Here is an 18,429-nt window from a genome sequence, read left to right as displayed (position 1 = left end):
GCGGGATGATTTGTAAATGCAAGACTTCGACGCCATTCGTGATTTAATTGAGAAGCCCCAGACGGTGCTGATTACGACCCACCTCAACCCCGATGCCGATGCCATGGGTTCGTCGCTGGGTCTGGCGGGCTATCTGAAAAAGCGGAACCACCGGGTAACGGTTGTTGCCCCCACCGAATACCCCGATAATCTATACTGGCTCGGCGGAAACAACGAAGTCATTGTATTTGAGGAGAAAAAGCGGGTTGAGATAACGCAACTGTTTGAGCAGGCCGACGTTATTTTTTGCCTTGACTTTTCGGTTTTGAATCGCATCCGTGATCTGGAGCCACTGGTACGGCAGTCGCGCGCCAAAAAAGTGATGATTGATCACCACCTGGAACCCGAATCGTTTGCCGATTTTACGTATTGGGATACCTCGGCTGCGGCCACGGCCCAGCTGATTTTCCGGCTGATCGACCAGATGGGCGACAAGGCCCTCATCGATGTGCCAATCGCCGAATGCCTGTACGCCGGTATCATGACCGATACGGGGTCGTTCCGGCACGCCAGCACCACGGGCGATGTGCACCGCGTCGTGGCTGATCTCATCGATGTTGGCATTGAAGTCAGCCCCATTCATCGCCGGATCTATGACAATGTTTCGCTGGACAAACTCCGCTTTACCGGCTACGCGCTTTCGGAGAAGCTGGTGGTTCTGCCGGAATACCGCTTTGCCTACATCACCATTACCGACGCGGAACTCAAACGGTTCCGGTCGAAAATGGGCGATACGGAGGGGCTGGTGAACCAGGCACTGGCCGTGGAGGGCGTCGTTATGGCGGCCATTCTGATTGACCGGGGGGATGAAGTGAAAATGTCATTCCGGTCGCTGGGCGATTTTTCGGTGCGTGATCTGGCCAGCCAGCATTTCAACGGCGGAGGCCACAGAAATGCCGCCGGGGGCCGAACCACCCTGACCTTGCAGGAAACCGAAGAAAAACTGTTAAATGTGTTACCCGCTTATCAGGAACAACTCTTAGAATCCGTTTAATTTAAAACACTATACTGTTTGTGGTGTGTAGTTAACCACAAATTCTAACCAAAAACTACGAACTACAAACTCAAATTTCATGAATCTCAAATCCATTGGTACACTTTCTCTGCTGGTAGCGGCTCTGGCTTCCTGCGACAACAACCGGGTGCAAGTAACCGAAAACGGCCTGAAGTACAAGTTTCACGAAGATGTTGAAGACACGCGCAAGGCAAAAGTCGGCGACGTGATGACATTTAATATTACGGTTAAAAACAGCAAGGACTCGACGCTCGGCAGTAGCTACACCACCGGCTCGCCCGTAAAACAACCCCTGCAGGCATCTACCTTCAAAGGCAGCCTGGAAGAAGGTCTGGCGTTGCTGAGCAAAGGCGACAGCGCCACGATTTACGTGAACGCCGACTCCATCGCGGCTCGGTCCATGCAGCCCCTGCCGCCGTTTATTCCGAAAGGCTCCGACATTGCCTACACCATCAAGGTGGTTGACATCCAGTCAATGGAAGAGTTCCAGAAAGCACAAGTAGCGCTCCGGGAAAAACAAAAAGGCGTCGATGCCAAAACCATCGCGGACTACGTAGCGAAAAACAAACTGGCCGGACAAAAAACGGCATCGGGTCTATATTTCGTCATTACCCAGCCGGGCGCAGGTCCGCAACCGGCTTCCGGCGACGTGGTCAAAGTGAAATACACCGGCAAGCTGATGGACGGTAAGGTATTCGATAGCTCCGACAAACAACCCCAGACCCAGGCCGGTATTGATTTCCCGCTGGGCCAGGGTGCCGTCATTCCCGGCTGGGAAGAAGGTATCCGGCAGCTGCGGAAAGGCGGAAAAGGCACGATCATTATTCCGTCGGGTCTGGCCTACGGTACGGAAGGTGCTCCGGGTGCCATCCCGCCCAACTCCGTAATCCTGTTCGACGTTGAACTGGTTGACGTCAAGAAGGGAGCCGCACCGACTCCTCCGCAAATGCCACAAATGCCGCAGGGCGGCCGGTAAGCGGTTGCTAAAATCTATCGATGAACCCGATACGGAATCCGCATCGGGTTCGTTGTTTAGAAACAGAAACCGTGAGACTAACCACTTTTATCTATACGAGTAAAATGAATGCAACGAAGAATTGGCTGAAATGGAGCTTTGCCGTTTCACTGATTGGGCTCTTAACGGCGCAGATGGCTTGCCAGCCCGACCCGGGGGAGGCCCTAAACGAACGGAAGCGTCGCGAAAATGAGGAAGAGATTCTTGCTTACCTTGATAAAACCAACCTTAGAGGAAGGGCGGAGAAAAACGAGCTAACCGGCCTTTACATCATCCGGACGAAAACCGTTCAGAACGGGCAGTTGGCGGTAGAAGGAGATGAAGTAAAATACTACTTTGTGCAAAGCCGGCTGGATAGCGTCGTTGTTGATAGTTCAGAAACAGCGGCCGGGATTCCTAACACCAGCACGATCGGGGCCGTAAACAGAGGCACCATCACCGCCCGGCTTTACCAAAGCCTGCAACTGCTGAAAGAAGGCGAAGAAGCCATTGTACTGGCTCCCTACGACCCGACCGACGTTAAGAGCGGCAATTTGCTCTTACCAGCTTACACGCCCGTTCGCTACGACGTAAGAGTGGTTAGCGTCCGGACGGAGGAAGAACAGATTCAGGATTATCTGGTGGCGAATAAACTGACAGCCGCCGAAAAAACAGAATCGGGACTACGGTTCCTCCTGACCAAAAAATCACCGGCGGATTCGGCGCAGGTGAAAGCCGGACAGACTGCCAAAGTGAAATATACCGGTAAGCTCCTGAATGGCACCCAGTTTGATGCCAGTGCCAACGGAACAGAATTTAGTGTGGGTACCGGAGCCGTGATACAAGCCTGGGATGAGGCCTTGGTGAAAATGCGGGTTGGTGAAAAAGCCACCATCGTATTGCCGTCCTCGATCGGATACGGTCCGACGGGGCGTCAGAGCCAGACGGCAGGAGCCGTATCAATTCCTTCTTACGCACCACTTGCGTTTGAATTGGAAGTGGTGAGTGCCAAATAAGCATTCTTCCTTCTAACTTTAGGCTGCCTCGTTACGGGACAGCCTATTTTTTTAACCTTTTCTCTATGACGCTTTGCTTTGCCACCAATAATGCCAACAAACTGGCCGAAATCTCGGCCATGCTGGGTGATCAGTTCGACCTGAAAACCTTGCAGGACATTGGCTGTCTGGAAGAAATTCCCGAAACACAGGATACCATTCCCGGCAATTCGCGCCAGAAAGCTGCGCACGTCTGGGACCAGTACCGCATCAATTGTTTCGCCGACGATTCGGGTCTGGAAGTTGATGCGCTGCACGGTGAGCCGGGGGTTCACTCCGCCTACTACGGAGGTCATCCACGGAGCTACGAGCGCAACGTAACCCGGTTGTTGGCCAACCTGGACGGTAAGTCAGACCGAAGCGCCCGCTTCCGAACCGTCATCACCCTCGTTCTCGACGGCCAGTACCACGTTTTTGAAGGCGTTGCCGAGGGCCAGATCCTGACCGAGCCACGCGGTACGGGCGGCTTCGGCTACGACCCGGTTTTTCAACCCGACGGTTATGACCGTACTTTTGCCGAAATGAGCATGGATGAAAAAGCCCACATCAGTCACCGCGGTCAGGCCTTCAAGAAGCTAGTCACCTTTCTGAAGAATCCGTAACGGTTTGTAGTATATAAAAAAAGCGACCCGGGCCGGGTCGCTTTTTTTATGCCATAGTTCAGACGGGATTAATAAAACTTAGCCCGGCGATCTTTGATATCCGCGTTATCACGAATGGCTTCGTTGATCATGAAACCGGCGCGGCTGTTGGCGTTTTGCTGCAACTGGTTTTTGTAAACCGTGTAATCCGCCACCGTCGGAGCCGGGGTAACTTTCGTAGTTTCCACGATTATCACACCTGCATCACCCGCAAACGGTTTTGAACGCTTGCCCGCTTTCAGACCAAAGATTTTACCAACGGCCAGCGGATCAACGCCCGCGCTTTTCAGAAAACCGTTCGCCATGTTGACGTCCGGTACGGTTTCAACCAAAGCACCAGCACCGTATTTCTGAGCAATTGACTCGAGCGTACCCGATGCATTACCCAGCTTGGCAATGATCTGTTCAGCTTTCAACTGGTTCCGAACTTTCGTAGTCAACTCCTGCCGGAAGTTATCAACCGAAGCTTCATCTTCGGATGTTTCACCCGTTACAACTGCTACAACGTACTGATCGTCAACTTCAATGGCTGATGAAACATCGTTGATGTCCGTATCATCGTTGAAAGCCCAGCGTACGAGCTCACGGGCGTTACCCAGGGCGTTAACACTGGTTGCATTTTCCGGAAGACGTTCGGCCGTGGCAACTACCAGACTTTTGTCTTTTTTGGTATTTTCATCAAAATCGGCCTTCGTTTTATTTTCGGTCGCAAATTGCTCAGCTTTGCGATATACTTCATCACGGGTAGCCTGGCTCGGTGTGATGGTCTTACCGATGGTTGCAATCCGGTACAGGGTATTCGTTTTCGGCTCGGTTATTTTGATAATGTGAAAACCGAAATCTGTTTCGACCAGTCGCGGGATCAAGCCGGTTCCGTTGAAGCTGAAAACAGCGTCCTGGAACGGCTTCACCATCTGGTTGTTGTTTTTGAAGTACCCCAGATCACCGCCCTGCTGACGCGATCCGTCTTCACTGTTCTCAGCCGCCAGGGCTTCGAAACTGGCTCCGCCCTGAATCCGCTTCAAAACACCTTCGGCCTTGGCGCGGGCTGCGGCTTTGGAAGAGTCACCGCCAGCGGCCCGAATCAGAATGTGGCTGGCCCGAACCGTGAAGCTGGTATCTCTTTTCGTACCGCCGTATTTGTAGATAAAATACGTGTTACCTTCTTTGTAAGGACCGTATACCCCACCCGGAGCAAACGTCCCAACGGTTGCCTTCAGTTGCTCTGGCATTTCACCCAGCGTCATATACAACGGTGCCTGAATATCGGAGTTCATCCGGGCATATGACGAGTCATTCGGAGCGGAGGCCAAACCGCGGGCCAGGTTTTTAATTTGGTCGTACAAAGCCGTGCTGTCTTCTTTCGACGGTGCTACCGGGAAGGTCACGTATTGCAGCGTTCGGCTGTTGAAGCTTTTGTATTCGTCTTTGTGCTTGTCGAGGTATTCCTGTAACTGGCTGTCAGAAACTTTTACCGTTGTATCAGGAACAACATAGTAAGGTACCAGCAGGAATTTGGCATCCGCGCGGGTGTTCTGGGCCTGGTATTCTTTCTGTGCTTCGGCCGTGGTAACAAACGACGACAACCGGAGCAGGTTTTCGTATTTGGTCCGCATGCGGTCGGCGCTCAGGTTTCGCTCGAAGTTCGTCCAGGCCAGTTGCTGTTCAGCCGGCAAGGTCTTGAGGCTTTTCAGGTAGTTAATAACGGTATTTTTATCAAAAGCGCCGGTTTTGGGGTCCGTAAAAGTCTGGCGGATGGCCGGGCTGATGTAGTTGCCCTGTACCATGTCGACTAGTTCTTCTCTGGTAACTGCCAGGCCAAGAGCTTCGTACTCTTTCTGGTAAGCAATGTCTAAAATAAACTGGTTCCAGGCTTGATCACGGAGCTGCACCTGATCCTGCTCGGTAGCGGGCCGACCGGTTTGCTGCTCGTAGGCGGCCCGGGCTTCATCGACTTTCGCGTTGTATTCCTGGTATGAAATCTTCTGTCCGGAAATCTCTCCTACCGTCTGGTCCTGTCCTCCAAACAGGCTCCGAGACCCGAGCAAATCCCCGCCGACAATAAATAAAATCAAACTGACGGCAATGACACCTACCGCGACGCCCGATTTTTCCCTGATTTTGTTAATTAAAGCCATTACGATGTTAGTTACACAAAAATCTGACCCGCAAAATAACACTTTTTCTCACAGAAATACAAGGCAAAACCCGGACCAGAACGGTCAAAAACTTTAATTCAGGCGAGTTCCGGCGGAATGCATTAACAACTTCCAAATCAGAAGCTTCTATTTGCCTGAGTTCGGTTGACAGTCGGGCAAAATCATCCCATAAAAGGTTCTTCTTAAGTAGAAAAATTTGTATTTTTGCTTGAATAGTTTTTGCAATAGAAACGTTTGTTTCGTATTTCAACTAAACCACTTACTGGCAATGGATTTTTTTCAAACCATTTACGACGAATTTCTTTCTTTTTTCGGCGTCGGATCATGGCTAAAAATGTTCCAATCCGGCGACTATTCCGCCTTGTTAACCTGGGAGGGTATCCGGTCGGCTATGTCTCCCCTGATTCCGCTGCTGCTGATCATCGAAATTATACGGGCCGCCTTTTATAAGCGATTCAAGATTGAGAATTACAAAATTTCATTGCTGATCATTGTTTTCAACCGGTTTATCGGACGATACCTTTCCTTTGCGATGGTGGCGCTGTGCATTGGTCTCTTTGAAAAATACGCGATCATCACCACCACCCCGACTTGGTACTGGTTTCTTTACGGTTACGTAGTCTGGGAACTGGCGCACTTCGTCTACCATTACCTGGGCCATAAAGTACGGCTTTTCTGGTGCCTTCACTCAACCCACCACGCCCCGGAAGATATGAACCTGTCGGTAACCTACGCTCACTTCTTCCTGGAAGCCCCCTACGCCGACATCATCCGAACCACGATCTGCATCCTGCTGGGTGTCAACCCCGTCCTGTTATTTCTCATCATGTTTATCGACGGCACCTGGGGCGCCCTGATTCACATCGGTGAGAATGTCCTGAAAGACGGCCGACTGGGCTTTTTGCACAAAATCATTCTGACGCCCTCACACCACCGGGTTCATCACGCCAAGAATCCGCTGTACATGGACACCAACTTCTGTAACCTGCTGAACATCTGGGACCACGTCTTCGGAACGCTGCAACACGAGAAGAAAGAAGTGCCGATGGAATACGGAATTACGCGGGAAATGAAACGCGGCAATTTCTGGGATGTCTACTTTGGTGAATTCTATGCGCTGGCAAAAGACATGCGGAAAGCGCCCGGCCTGAAAAACAAGCTGCTTTACATTATCATGCCGCCCGGCTGGAACCATACCGGTGACCACAAAACGGCCAAAATTGTCAAGAAAGAATTTATGGAGACTACCGACGCCCAGCCCGTTGTCCACATTTCCTGAGAAAGTCATTAACCGTTCTGCCCCTGAATCCAGACGGTTTATAGTCGTCTCTAAAACAGAAAAGAGCCTACCGAAAAGTAGGCTCTTTTTTGTGGTACGGTTTGGTGACCGATTAAAAATCCGCGTCAAACGTAATCTTCTGATCTTCTTTTTCCTTCGTTGATCCCATTACGCCCGCTTTCTGGTATTCACCAACGCGCTTCTCGAAGAAGTTGGTTTTCCCTTGCAGCGAAATCATATCCATGAAATCAAACGGGTTGGTTGAGTTGTAAATCTTTTTCAAACCCAGTGATACCAGCAGGTGATCCGCAACGAATTCGATGTACTGATTCATCAGGTCGGCATTCATCCCGATGAGGGAGACCGGCAGCGCATCGGTAACAAACTCCTGCTCGATGCTCACCGCGTCTTTAATCATCGCGTAGACATCTTCTTCGGGCAGTTTGTTCTTGATGTGGTCGGTATAGAGCAAACACGCAAAATCGCGGTGCAAACCCTCGTCGCGCGAAATCAGCTCGTTCGAGAACGACAACCCGGGCATTAGACCCCGTTTTTTGAGCCAGAAAATTGAGCAGAACGACCCGGAAAAGAAAATTCCTTCCACCGCAGCAAACGCCAGCAGACGCTCCACAAAGGAACCGTTCTCGATCCACCGCATAGCCCATTCGGCTTTTCGCGTCACGCACGGAATCGTATCGATTGCGCGCAGCATCTTGTCTTTTTCTGACGGATTTTTAATGTAGGTATCAATCAGCAACGAATAGGTTTCCGAGTGAATGTTTTCCATCATAATCTGGAAACCGTAGAAGCACTTGGCTTCGGCGTATTGCACCTGCGACAGAAAACCGACCGCCAGGTTCTCGTTGACAATCCCGTCGGAAGCCGCAAAGAACGCTAATACGTGGGAAATGAAGTGCCGTTCGCCGTCGTTGAGGTTTTCCCAGTCACGCTGATCCTGCGAAAGGTCAATTTCTTCGGCAGTCCAGAACGACGCTTCGTGCTGCTTGTACATTTTCCAGATGTCGTGGTGCCGGATGGGAAATAGAACAAACCGGAGCGGGTCCTCTTGCAGTATCGGTTCGAGTGCTTCAGGTTGAGCCATGATCTATTGACTTATTTATAACTTGACGTGTGATGAACAAAAAAAGTGAGTTAACAAAGTTATCGGATTGAGGGAGGAATACAACCGAAAATTTAACCGATGAAAGTAGTTAATCAAGTGCTTGTGGAATAACTACATAACTATCAAACAGTTGTTGAATTTGTGGGACAATAACTTCTTAGAAATCTGCTAAAATTTGATTTTTACATTGAAAGACAGTCATTTGTAGTTCGATCCCGAATTTTTAGTTGTTTTATGCCTGTATTCCCCATGTCCGGTTCCCCGCCCGTCAGTGCCGTCATGATTACGCTCAACTCCGCCCGGATTCTGCCCGCCGTTCTGGAGGCCTTAACCTGGTGTGATGAAATTGTCGTGGTCGATTCGGGCAGCACCGACCAGACCCTGGCCATTGCCCGGCAGTTTGGCTGTCGGGTCCTGCACCGCGATTTCGACGGTTTTGGTCGGCAAAAAGGATTTGCCGTGGAGCAGGCCCGCAATCCTTGGGTGCTGGTCGTTGACGCCGATGAAGTGGTTACTGCTGAACTCCGGTCGGAAATTCAGCTCAGGCTGGCGGAAGCCGAAGCCGGCACGCTTAGCTTCCGGGGCTTCAACGTGCCGATTTCACTCGTGTTTCTGGGTCGACTGATGCGCTACGGCGGAGAATACAAAATGCCGCACCTCCGGCTGTTCGACAAGCGCTTCGGGAATTACAACTCGGCGCGGGTTCACGAAGATGTGGTGCTGAACGGTTCGGTTGGCAAATTAACCCATCATATGCTGCACGACAGCTACGGCAGCCTCCACGAATACTTCGAGAAATTCAACCGTTACACCACCGCCGGGGCTCACGATCTGCAAAGCCGGGGCCGCCACGGCTCCGTGGCCCAGGTTGTCTTTCGGTTTCCGGTTACCTTCCTGAAAGAATACCTGCTCAAACAGAATTTCCTGAACGGGTATCCCGGCTTCGTCTGGTCGCTTTTCTCGGCCATGTATCCGGTGGTGAAATACGCCAAGCTGCGGGAACTCGAAAGCCGCCGGGACCGTCCGACGGCGAAAGGAGCTTAACGATTTTGACAGAGCGTCGAGTGGCTTCAGCAGCGTTTCGGTGATTTCCCGGCGCGCCGTCAGGATTGGTAGCGACTTACGGTTTGGACGAAATGTACTGAATTTTGGCCCACTTGCCGGAGCCACCCTTTTCGCCGAGGGCGGGTTCAAAACCGAGTTGCACGATGGTGCCTTTCCAGGCCGGTACTTTCGTCATGTCCAGTTCGTAGGTCCGGTATTGGCCATCGCCGGTAATAGGGAAATCAAACACCCGTTCGGGCAGAAACTCGGGGTCGGAGGGTTCCGTCCAGCGGAGCCGGGCGTGGGTAGCATCCGTTTTGAAAGCCGCCCGGATGTACACCTTCGGCATGTCGGCGGCCTGCCACATTTCGCCCGGACCCATCATCAGCACATTTCCGTTGTCGAGCGGGATATCCAGTTCGTTTTTAATGGGCCAGCCGCGATCCACTCCCTGATAATACCACCACGACTGCCGATCGGCTACAAAACGGTAATCCGGCGCCTTTGGGGGCCGGGGCTGCGCGTACACGTAGCTGCGAATCTGGTCGAGCGTTCCCAGAATCAGGATATATTCGTAGTCGTACTGAATGTTGTGATCCAGAATCTCGTACGTGGTTGGCGTGATGTAAGCCGTTGTAAAGTCGTATTCGCCCCCCACAGAAGAGGTTCCGAACGTACCGCCGACGAAATACTGATGCTTCGGTTTGTATACGGCCAGTCCCCAGTTGGAATTGTTCACCATCGCCATCCAGCTTTCGGGTGACAGCATCGGCACGCCCCCAAAAATTTCGTTAACCGTCTGGCTCGTGGTTTTGGTCAGTGCGTCGTTGGTAAAGGGTTTCGTACCGGTGTACGATACGATATTGCGGAAGGGGGCGTTCAGGAAAATTGCCGGTAATTCCTGCGGTTTGGCCGAATACTGCTTCGTATCCGTCCGGTTGTTGTTAAGTCGGTGACGGATTTTAACGGTATTCTGGTTGAGCGTGATCCAGGTTTCGATGGTGCATTCGGCCAGTATGTTGTTGTTGGGCCAGAGCATCGGGGCGGTTTTGATATAAATCTCCCGGCCGTCGTTGCGCGACTCAAGCACTTTGGAGCGGTTGCCGTACACGTCACCCGACATAACGGGGTTCCAGCCCAGATCTTTCCATTCCGGGTGGGGCTGCTTCCCGTTCGGAGCGTAGGGCGTTGGCCCCGAATAAAACGACGCCTGAATCTGCCGGCCCGCATCCCAGTTGTTGACCAGATTCTGCCCGTTGGCCGAAGACGCCAGGTACGTGATGGCGCCCCCCATGTTCAGGTCCACACTCAGCCGAATCGACCCGTTATCGATGTATGAGGGTCGCGCCGGCGGATTGGGCAACCCCGTAATCGGGGAAGTGCCGGGGCCGCCGGAACCCGGATTGTTCGGGGAGCCGGGGGTTCCGGAACCGTTGCCCGAACCCGAGCCTGGGGCGTTTCCGCTGGGCGCTCGCCAGACCCGCTCTTCGTATTTGTAACAGCCTGCCAACGCCAGACCCACCACCCAAATCAGTACCCATGCACGTCGACGTATCATCATATTCGCCGTTGAGATTTAATACCCGTTCTTTTCTGATTGCCAGTTCGCAGCTTCTTCTTAAACGCCAAACTGGGGATAAGTTTACAAAATAATGGCGGTATTGTTTAAATTGCGAGCTATTCCAAACTAAAAGCATTCTGACAATGGGACTGAAAAGCCTGATTCCCAACCCGATAAAGACCGCCTTGAAAAATATAATTCCGCTTTCGGTGATCGACCAGCTGGAGATCATCACCGGCGAACGGGATGTGCTTACCCCCCCATCGCGGATGATTTTTATCGGTGACGGCGATTTCAAGAAAGTGGGTGAAATAACGGTCAGTCACATCAAGGATCTGGTTGGCCTCAACGCCACCGACCGCGTGCTGGACGTGGGCAGTGGTATTGGGCGGGTTGCCATTCCGCTGACCAAACACATCAACCCGCCGGGCGGATACGATGGAATCGAGATTGTAAAAGAGGGCGTCGATTGGTGTAATAAGGAAGTTCACAAGCGGTTTCCGCACTTCAACTTTCACCACCTGAACGTCTACAATAAAATGTACAACCCGAAGGGAACCATGCAGGGCCACGAACTGCGGTTTCCGTTCGAATCGTCGACGTTTGATCTGGTGATTCTGAACTCGGTGTTTACACACATGCTTGAAGCGGATTTTGAGCGGTACCTGGCCGAGATTTCGCGGGTGTTGAAGAAAGGTGCGCGGGGCTACATCACTATGTTCCTGCTCAACGAAGAATCCCGCCGGCTGAACGCCCAGGGCAAAAACAAATACGACCGCCAACTGACGCCGTTTACCGACAAAACGATGGTGCATTTGCAGGACCTGCCCGAAAGCATGATTGCCTTCGACGAAACCTACGCCCGCGAAGCCTTCGCCAAAGCCGGGTTAACCATCAAGAACATTCAGTTCGGTAACTGGTGCGGTCGGGACAATACCGTTGACTATCAGGACCTCCTTTCCATCACAAAAAATTAACCTTTTTGTCGTTGTGCGCTAATTTGGGGGCACAACGACAAAAACATTTAAAAAATTTCTTCCGAATTCGTCTGCATCCACTAATTTTGTGGGATTTTTGACCATACCGAAACAGATTGGCTTAGAAACTTCGAAACGGTTCGCCCTGTGACTGCGTTCCGGCTGCTGTGCCAACCTGTTTTCGCTTCGGGCCAGTACGTTTCAGGGGGTCAGGAATAGTGATTGTTTTTTGTTGCGTTTCAACGGTTTGACGTAACGATTCATTATTCATTTTCCTCACAGTAATGCCCAAAGATTCTTCCATTCGTTCGATTCTTATTATTGGCTCCGGCCCCATCGTCATTGGTCAGGCGTGTGAATTCGACTATGCGGGTTCACAGGCGGCCCGTTCGCTTCGCGAAGAAGGGATCGAGGTATCGCTGATCAACTCGAATCCGGCCACCATCATGACGGACCCCATCAATGCGGATTACGTCTACCTGAAACCGCTCGAGAAAAAATCCATTGTCGAGATTCTCAAGAAACATCAGGAAGAAGGCCATCCCATTGACGCGGTGTTGCCCACCATGGGCGGTCAGACGGCCCTGAACCTGGCCATCGAATGCGACAAGGCCGGGGTCTGGACCAAATACGGGGTTCGCATCATCGGCGTTGACATCAAAGCCATCGAGACCACCGAAGACCGCGAGAAATTCCGGCTGAAGATGCTCGAACTGGGCGTTGGCGTTTGCCAGGGTCGCACGGCTCGTTCGTTCCTGGAAGGCAAGGAAATTGCGCAGGAAATCGGCTTCCCGCTCGTGATCCGGCCCTCTTTCACGCTGGGCGGAACCGGGGGCGGCTTCGTCGATAAACCCGAAGATTTTGACAAGGCCCTGAACAACGGTCTGCACGCGTCGCCGGTTCACGAAGTTCTGATCGAGCAGTCGGTTATGGGCTGGAAGGAATACGAGCTGGAGTTGCTGCGCGACGGTGCCGGTAACTTCATCATCATCTGCTCCATCGAAAACTTCGACCCGATGGGAATTCACACGGGCGACAGCATCACCGTGGCTCCGGCCATGACGCTCCCCGACACGTTGTACCAGAAAATGCGCGACCTGGCCATCAAAATGATGGACGGTATCGGGAAATTTGCGGGCGGCTGTAACGTTCAGTTCTCCGTTAATCCCGAAAACGACGATATTATTGCCATTGAAATCAACCCGCGGGTCAGCCGTTCGTCGGCTTTGGCTTCGAAGGCAACGGGCTATCCGATTGCCAAAATCGCGGCCAAAATGTCGATTGGCTACAACCTGGACGAGTTGATCAACCCGATCACCGGCTCCACCTCGGCATTCTTCGAACCCGCCATCGACTACGTGATCGTGAAAGTGCCGCGCTGGAATTTCGATAAATTCCCGGGTTCTGACCGCTCGCTGGGCCTCCAAATGAAGTCGGTGGGTGAAGCGATGGGCATTGGCCGTAACTTCCAGGAAGCCCTGCAGAAAGCCTGCCAGTCGCTGGAAATCCGGCGCAACGGATTGGGCGCCGACGGCAAGGAACTGACCGATCAGGAAGCCATCAAATACAGCCTGGCCCACCCAAGCTGGAACCGGATGTTCCATATCTACGACGCGTTCAAAGCCGGTTTGTCGTTCAAGACCATCCAGAATCTGACCAAAATCGATAAATGGTTCCTCTACCAGATTGAGGAGCTGGTGGAACTGGAGCGCGAAATTGGCCACTACGATCTGGAAGACGTTCCGCCCGCTTTGATCCTGAAAGCCAAGCAGAAAGGCTATGCCGACCGCCAGCTGGCGCACCTGCTGGGCGTGAAGGAAAGCAAGATTTATAATTTCCGGCAAGAGCACAATATCCGGCGCGTGTTCAAATGCGTGGATACCTGTGCGGCCGAATTTGAAGCCCGGACGCCTTACTATTATTCGACCTTCAACAGCCCGCAATTGCCGATTGAGGGCACCGAAACGCCCGAGCAGGGCGCTTTCCCGGTTGGCGTCCTGGCCGGAAACGAATCCATCACCAGCGAACGCAAAAAGGTTGTTATTCTGGGTTCAGGCCCCAACCGCATCGGCCAGGGGATTGAATTTGATTACTCCTGCGTACACGGGGTGTTGGCCGCTAAGGAGGCCGGTTACGAGACGATCATGATTAACTGTAATCCCGAAACCGTCTCGACCGATCCGGACATTGCCGACAAGCTCTACTTTGAGCCGGTGTTCTGGGAGCACGTCCACGCCATCATTATGCACGAGAACCCCGTGGGTGTTATCGTACAGCTGGGCGGCCAGACGGCCCTCAAAATGGCCGAAAAACTAACGCGGTACGGCATCAAGATCATCGGTACGGATTATGAGTCCCTTGATCTGGCCGAAGACCGGGGTCGTTTCTCGGCTTTGCTGCGGGATCACAACATCCCGTATCCGAAATTCGGCACGGTGCGCGGTTCCGACGAAGCCGTCGAACTGTCGCGCGAGCTCGGTTTCCCGCTGCTGGTGCGCCCCAGCTACGTGTTGGGTGGCCAGAGTATGAAAATTGTCCTGAACGAACAGGAACTGGAGCAGCACGTGGTCAAGATTCTGCACGACATCCCGGACAATAACATCCTGCTCGATCACTTCCTGGAGAATGCCATCGAAGCCGAAGCCGATGCCATCTGCGACGGTGAGGACGTGTACATCATCGGCGTGATGGAACACATCGAACCGGCCGGTATTCACTCCGGCGACTCGTATGCGGTTCTGCCGACGTTCGACCTGAGCGATAATGTGATCAAGCAAATTGAAGAGCACACCCGCACCATCGCCAAAGCGCTGAATACCGTCGGGCTGATCAACATTCAGTTTGCGGTGAAGGACGAGGTGGTGTACATCATCGAAGCCAATCCCCGGGCGTCGCGGACGGTGCCGTTTATCTGCAAAGCTTACCAAGAGCCGTATGTCAATTACGCGACGAAGGTGATGCTGGGCGATAAAAAGGTGAAGGATTTCGACTTCAAGCCGGTGAAAAAAGGCTATGCCATCAAGATTCCGGTATTCTCTTTCAACAAGTTCCCGAACGTAAACAAAGAACTCGGTCCGGAAATGAAATCGACCGGTGAAGGCATTTACTTCATCGACGATCTGGAAGATGATTTCTTTCAGAAAGTTTACTCTGAACGGAATTTGTACCTGAGTCGGTAAGAACCACTGAAAAATAACCGCACCGCCACCACTGATCCGGTTTTACAACCGTTGACAGGGTGGCGGTGCTTTTTTAAGTATTTTATAATATCAGTAGGGCAACTGTTTTTCTGGCTTTTGCGTTATACTTGTATCTGATAACCGACCCTGATTGTTGTTCAGCATGATTTTTAAATTCTTATTCGTTCTTCTGCTTTTAATTGCGTTCGTCCCGCCGGTACGCCGGTTTTTCTTTTGGTTACTGGTTGGTCGGCAACTGGCGAAAGAACAACGCAAGGCTAACGAACACTTCAACCGCGGAACCCGTGAAGGCGAAACCCGCGTCCACACGTCGCCTTCCGGCGCGAATGAGTCCAAGCTGAAGGGGGGCGAATACGTTGATTATACGGAAGTAAAGTAAGGTTTACTGCCCTACTTCCCGCTCCTTCTGGTATTTGACGGCCATGCCCCGCATCGAATACCCGTTTACCGTCGCCGAACTGTAATATTGATACCGGACCGCAATCAGCGCATCGGCTCCCATTTTTTTGGCCTGCATTGTCAGCCGTGCCAGCAGTAATTCTTTCTGCTCGACGTTGTTGCCCCGTTTCACCATCCGCCCCTTTTGCGGTTTCTGCTGATCGGCCAGCGGCACTTCCTCCTTGTATTCCAGCCACTCCATCTCGGTAAACGGCCGGTCGGGCTGCTGGTTTTCGTAGAACACCTCTACTGGATAATTGGGCGACATGGATATGGGAATGGCGGGCCGGAAGCAACCGGTCAGGCTCACCATCATAATCACCAGGCCCAGCCAGGCAGATTTCTTTCCCGAGTTCGATTTATGGTTCATTCTTCATCGTTTCTAATACCTTCACGACGATCTCCGGATAATACCGGTGTTCCAGCACCTGCACTTTCCGGGCAACATCCTCCGGCGTATCCTGCGGGTCCACTTCGCAGGAAGCCTGAAAAATGATACTTCCTTCGTCGTACCGTTCGTTCACGTAATGAATCGTAATGCCCGATTGCGACTCCCCGGCGGCCACAACGGCTTCGTGCACGAAATGCCCGTACATCCCCTTACCGCCGTATTTGGGTAACAAAGCCGGGTGAATGTTGATCATCCGTTGAGGAAACGCTTTTACCAGGGCTTCTGGTATCAGCCACATAAAACCCGCCAGCACCACCAGGTCAATTTCCTGCTTCTGCAGCAATTCCACGATTCGGTTGCTCTCGTAAAACGTCGCCCGGTCGAACACCAGCACCGGCACGTGCAGCTTCCGGTCGGGGCCGAAACCCTTGCGCGCCCGGTCGATGATTCCGGCTTTGGGGTTGTTCGACAAAATCAGCGTGACTTCAATGTCGGGATGGTCGGTCAGGTAACCGGCAATCTTCTCGGCATTGGTTCCGGAGCCGGACGCAAAAATGGCAATTCGCTTCATGGATTCAACAGTAGATAATGCAATAACGCTACAAACCTACGTATCTTTAGCAAAAATTGATGATATTAGCCGTATGCTTCAATCGCATCAACTGACCTTTTCGTACTCTCCAACCAAGCGGTTTTCTTTTCCGGACATTCGCTGCAACGATCGCGAAGCGGTTTTGATTCTGGGAAATTCTGGTACCGGTAAAACGACGTTTCTGCATTTGCTGGCCCTACTGCTGCGCCCCGAAAGCGGCTCCATCACCATCGACCAGACCGATCTGACGCAATTATCACCCGCGAAAACGGCGGCATTCCGGGCGGCTCACGTGGGCATCATCTACCAGAAACCGCACTTTGTCAGCTCGCTTTCGGTTATGGATAATCTGCTCATGGCAAACTATTTAGCGGAAAAACCGCAGGACAGAAGCCGCGCCCGCGAACTGGCCACGCACCTGGGCTTCGCCGACCACCTCGGCAAACGAACCCACCAGATGAGTCAGGGCGAACAGCAACGCGTCAGCATTGCGCGCGCCGTGATGAACAAACCGGGCGTTATTCTGGCCGACGAACCCACTTCCAGCCTTGATGATGTGAACTGCGCCCGGGTGGTAGCCCTGCTGCGCGAACAGTCGGAACAAATTGGCGCTAGTTTGATCGTGGTGACGCACGACCAGCGGTTGAAAGATGAATTTTCGAATCAGGTGATTCTGTAATCTATTATGAATCTGTTAAAAATAAGCTGGGCCAACCTGAAAGACAAACCGCTCAGCAGCTTCCTGAGTGGCTTGCTAATGACGCTGGGCATCACGATCATCTCGCTGTTGCTGCTGCTGAACAAGCAACTGGACGAGCAGTTTTCCCGCAACGTCAAAGGCATCGACATGGTGCTGGGTGCCAAAGGCAGTCCCCTGCAGCTGATTCTGTCGAGCATTTACCAGATCGACGCCCCGACGGGCAACATCCCGCTCGAAGAAGCCCAGCGGCTCACCCGGAACCCGATGATCAAAACCGCCATTCCGTTGTCAATGGGCGACAGTTACCAAACCTTCCGGATTGTCGGTACAGACAAAAAATACGTTGATCATTTTGAAGCCACCGTTGCCCAGGGAACGCTGTTTCAGAAAGAACTGGAAGCGACGATTGGGGCCCGCGTGGCGGAAATCACCGGCCTGAAAATCGGGGATACGTTTTCCGGTTCACACGGTCTGGACGGCGAGGGTGAAGAGCACGGCAACACGAAATACAAGGTGGTCGGGATTTTTAACCCCAGCAATACCGTCATCGACCAGCTGATTCTGACCCCGCTATCGAGCGTTTGGGCCATTCACGCGCACCACGAAGAGCACGAAGGTGAGACCGTGGAAGACCTCGAAGAAGATCATGATCACGAACATGAACACGAAGCCGAAGAAGCGCGCGAGATTACCAGCATGCTGATTAAATTCCGGAATCCGATGGGTATGATGATTGCCCGGGGCATCAACAACAACTCCAAATTGCAGGCGGCTCTCCCTTCCATCGAAATCAACCGGCTGTTTTCGTTGCTGGGCATCGGCGTCGAGACCCTGCGCGGGCTGGCCGTTGCCATCATGCTCATTGCCGGAATCAGCGTGTTTGTGTCGCTTTATAATTCGTTGAAAGAACGTAAGTACGAAATGGCCCTGATGCTGTCGATGGGCGCCGGACGAACCCAGTTGTTTGGAATGCTGCTGCTCGAGGGCCTGGTGTTGTCGCTGATTGGCTTTGTGCTCGGCCTGATTCTGAGCCGCGTCGGACTGCTGCTGTTTTCCATGCGCGCCGAGCAGAGCTTCCACTATAGCCTAAACAACATCAGCATCCTGCCGGAAGAATGGTTGGTGCTGGGCGTAGCCGTTCTGATCGGTATTCTGGCGGCCGCCCTTCCGGCGCTGGGCGTTTACCGAATGAACATTTCCCGAACGCTGGCCGAAGAATAA

The 18,429-nt window shown here is 52.6% G+C and carries 16 protein-coding genes; 11 read left to right on the top strand and 5 right to left on the bottom strand.

Annotated features, from left to right (window positions below; translation table 11 throughout):
• Positions 1–16 precede the first annotated feature (16 nt).
• The 4 genes from OQ371_RS11095 (at position 17) to rdgB (ending at position 3,705) form a co-directional block, all read left to right on the top strand.
• Entirely contained in the window at positions 17–1,033 is a 1,017-nt protein-coding gene (locus OQ371_RS11095) for a DHH family phosphoesterase (protein WP_265993832.1), read from the top strand.
• Between the two features lie 79 nt (positions 1,034–1,112).
• Entirely contained in the window at positions 1,113–2,030 is a 918-nt protein-coding gene (locus OQ371_RS11090; protein WP_265993831.1) for an FKBP-type peptidyl-prolyl cis-trans isomerase, read from the top strand.
• 104 nt (positions 2,031–2,134) lie between these two features.
• Entirely contained in the window at positions 2,135–3,064 is a 930-nt protein-coding gene (locus OQ371_RS11085; RefSeq protein WP_265993830.1) for an FKBP-type peptidyl-prolyl cis-trans isomerase, read from the top strand.
• A 65-nt stretch (positions 3,065–3,129) separates the two neighbouring features.
• Positions 3,130–3,705, top strand: coding sequence for an RdgB/HAM1 family non-canonical purine NTP pyrophosphatase (gene rdgB / locus OQ371_RS11080; RefSeq protein WP_265993829.1), 576 nt, complete (start codon positions 3,130–3,132; stop codon positions 3,703–3,705).
• Between the two features lie 68 nt (positions 3,706–3,773).
• On the opposite strand, the gene OQ371_RS11075 is transcribed toward rdgB, so the two are convergent.
• Positions 3,774–5,882: a peptidylprolyl isomerase gene (locus tag OQ371_RS11075; RefSeq protein ID WP_265993828.1), complete on the bottom strand. Its 2,109-nt coding sequence runs from the start codon at positions 5,880–5,882 to the stop codon at positions 3,774–3,776.
• 289 nt (positions 5,883–6,171) lie between these two features.
• Here OQ371_RS11075 and OQ371_RS11070 point away from each other — a divergent pair, with 289 nt between their 5' ends.
• Positions 6,172–7,182 (top strand): sterol desaturase family protein, encoded by a 1,011-nt coding sequence (locus OQ371_RS11070; protein WP_265993827.1) that lies wholly within the window; start codon positions 6,172–6,174, stop codon positions 7,180–7,182.
• A 112-nt stretch (positions 7,183–7,294) separates the two neighbouring features.
• On the opposite strand, the gene OQ371_RS11065 is transcribed toward OQ371_RS11070, so the two are convergent.
• The gene (locus tag OQ371_RS11065) at positions 7,295–8,284 is read right to left on the bottom strand and encodes a ribonucleoside-diphosphate reductase small subunit (RefSeq protein WP_265993826.1); all 990 of its coding nucleotides are present in this window, start codon (positions 8,282–8,284) and stop codon (positions 7,295–7,297) included.
• Positions 8,285–8,554: 270 nt separating this feature from the next.
• Between OQ371_RS11065 and OQ371_RS11060 the strand changes: the two genes are divergently transcribed.
• On the top strand, positions 8,555–9,349 hold the full coding sequence (locus OQ371_RS11060; protein WP_265993825.1) for a glycosyltransferase family 2 protein: 795 nt from the start codon (positions 8,555–8,557) through the stop codon (positions 9,347–9,349).
• 76 nt (positions 9,350–9,425) lie between these two features.
• On the opposite strand, the gene OQ371_RS11055 is transcribed toward OQ371_RS11060, so the two are convergent.
• Positions 9,426–10,910, bottom strand: a complete 1,485-nt coding sequence (locus tag OQ371_RS11055) for a hypothetical protein (RefSeq protein ID WP_265993824.1) — start codon at positions 10,908–10,910, stop codon at positions 9,426–9,428.
• A 185-nt stretch (positions 10,911–11,095) separates the two neighbouring features.
• Here OQ371_RS11055 and OQ371_RS11050 point away from each other — a divergent pair, with 185 nt between their 5' ends.
• The 3 genes from OQ371_RS11050 to OQ371_RS11040 all read left to right on the top strand — a co-directional run bounded on the left by OQ371_RS11050 (position 11,096) and on the right by OQ371_RS11040 (position 15,466).
• On the top strand, positions 11,096–11,887 hold the full coding sequence (locus OQ371_RS11050) for a class I SAM-dependent methyltransferase (RefSeq protein ID WP_265993823.1): 792 nt from the start codon (positions 11,096–11,098) through the stop codon (positions 11,885–11,887).
• A gap of 284 nt (positions 11,888–12,171) precedes the next feature.
• Positions 12,172–15,066: a carbamoyl-phosphate synthase large subunit gene (gene carB, locus OQ371_RS11045; RefSeq protein ID WP_265993822.1), complete on the top strand. Its 2,895-nt coding sequence runs from the start codon at positions 12,172–12,174 to the stop codon at positions 15,064–15,066.
• A 163-nt stretch (positions 15,067–15,229) separates the two neighbouring features.
• Positions 15,230–15,466, top strand: coding sequence for a DUF4834 domain-containing protein (locus tag OQ371_RS11040; protein ID WP_265993821.1), 237 nt, complete (start codon positions 15,230–15,232; stop codon positions 15,464–15,466).
• Between the two features lie 3 nt (positions 15,467–15,469).
• Here OQ371_RS11040 and OQ371_RS11035 read toward each other — a convergent pair whose 3' ends face one another.
• The gene (locus OQ371_RS11035; RefSeq protein ID WP_265993820.1) at positions 15,470–15,895 is read right to left on the bottom strand and encodes a YbjQ family protein; all 426 of its coding nucleotides are present in this window, start codon (positions 15,893–15,895) and stop codon (positions 15,470–15,472) included.
• On the bottom strand, positions 15,885–16,487 hold the full coding sequence (gene purN, locus OQ371_RS11030) for a phosphoribosylglycinamide formyltransferase (RefSeq protein ID WP_265993819.1): 603 nt from the start codon (positions 16,485–16,487) through the stop codon (positions 15,885–15,887). The genes OQ371_RS11035 and purN overlap by 11 nt, the downstream gene beginning before the upstream one ends.
• Positions 16,488–16,560: 73 nt before the next feature.
• Here purN and OQ371_RS11025 point away from each other — a divergent pair, with 73 nt between their 5' ends.
• Both OQ371_RS11025 and OQ371_RS11020 read left to right on the top strand, forming a co-directional pair.
• On the top strand, positions 16,561–17,187 hold the full coding sequence (locus OQ371_RS11025) for an ABC transporter ATP-binding protein (protein ID WP_265993818.1): 627 nt from the start codon (positions 16,561–16,563) through the stop codon (positions 17,185–17,187).
• A 6-nt stretch (positions 17,188–17,193) separates the two neighbouring features.
• Complete coding sequence (locus OQ371_RS11020; protein WP_265993817.1) at positions 17,194–18,429, top strand: ABC transporter permease; 1,236 nt, start codon at positions 17,194–17,196, stop codon at positions 18,427–18,429.

The sequence above is a fragment of the Larkinella insperata genome, from assembly GCF_026248825.1.
GTDB lineage: Bacteria > Bacteroidota > Bacteroidia > Cytophagales > Spirosomataceae > Larkinella > Larkinella insperata.
This window is presented reverse-complemented; position numbering and strand designations above follow the sequence as displayed.

What these genes read in the sequence shown, in the direction of transcription:
- OQ371_RS11095 (WP_265993832.1), top strand. Translation starts at nt 17, where the DNA reads ATGCAAGACTTCGACGCCATTCGTGATTTAATTGAGAAGCCCCAGACG.
- rdgB (WP_265993829.1), top strand. Translation starts at nt 3,130, where the DNA reads ATGACGCTTTGCTTTGCCACCAATAATGCCAACAAACTGGCCGAAATC.
- carB (WP_265993822.1), top strand. Translation starts at nt 12,172, where the DNA reads ATGCCCAAAGATTCTTCCATTCGTTCGATTCTTATTATTGGCTCCGGC.
- OQ371_RS11090 (WP_265993831.1), top strand. Translation starts at nt 1,113, where the DNA reads ATGAATCTCAAATCCATTGGTACACTTTCTCTGCTGGTAGCGGCTCTG.
- OQ371_RS11025 (WP_265993818.1), top strand. Translation starts at nt 16,561, where the DNA reads ATGCTTCAATCGCATCAACTGACCTTTTCGTACTCTCCAACCAAGCGG.
- OQ371_RS11085 (WP_265993830.1), top strand. Translation starts at nt 2,135, where the DNA reads ATGAATGCAACGAAGAATTGGCTGAAATGGAGCTTTGCCGTTTCACTG.
- OQ371_RS11040 (WP_265993821.1), top strand. Translation starts at nt 15,230, where the DNA reads ATGATTTTTAAATTCTTATTCGTTCTTCTGCTTTTAATTGCGTTCGTC.
- OQ371_RS11065 (WP_265993826.1), bottom strand. Translation starts at nt 8,284, where the DNA reads ATGGCTCAACCTGAAGCACTCGAACCGATACTGCAAGAGGACCCGCTC.
- purN (WP_265993819.1), bottom strand. Translation starts at nt 16,487, where the DNA reads ATGAAGCGAATTGCCATTTTTGCGTCCGGCTCCGGAACCAATGCCGAG.
- OQ371_RS11020 (WP_265993817.1), top strand. Translation starts at nt 17,194, where the DNA reads ATGAATCTGTTAAAAATAAGCTGGGCCAACCTGAAAGACAAACCGCTC.
- OQ371_RS11070 (WP_265993827.1), top strand. Translation starts at nt 6,172, where the DNA reads ATGGATTTTTTTCAAACCATTTACGACGAATTTCTTTCTTTTTTCGGC.
- OQ371_RS11055 (WP_265993824.1), bottom strand. Translation starts at nt 10,910, where the DNA reads ATGATGATACGTCGACGTGCATGGGTACTGATTTGGGTGGTGGGTCTG.
- OQ371_RS11035 (WP_265993820.1), bottom strand. Translation starts at nt 15,895, where the DNA reads ATGAACCATAAATCGAACTCGGGAAAGAAATCTGCCTGGCTGGGCCTG.
- OQ371_RS11075 (WP_265993828.1), bottom strand. Translation starts at nt 5,882, where the DNA reads ATGGCTTTAATTAACAAAATCAGGGAAAAATCGGGCGTCGCGGTAGGT.
- OQ371_RS11060 (WP_265993825.1), top strand. Translation starts at nt 8,555, where the DNA reads ATGTCCGGTTCCCCGCCCGTCAGTGCCGTCATGATTACGCTCAACTCC.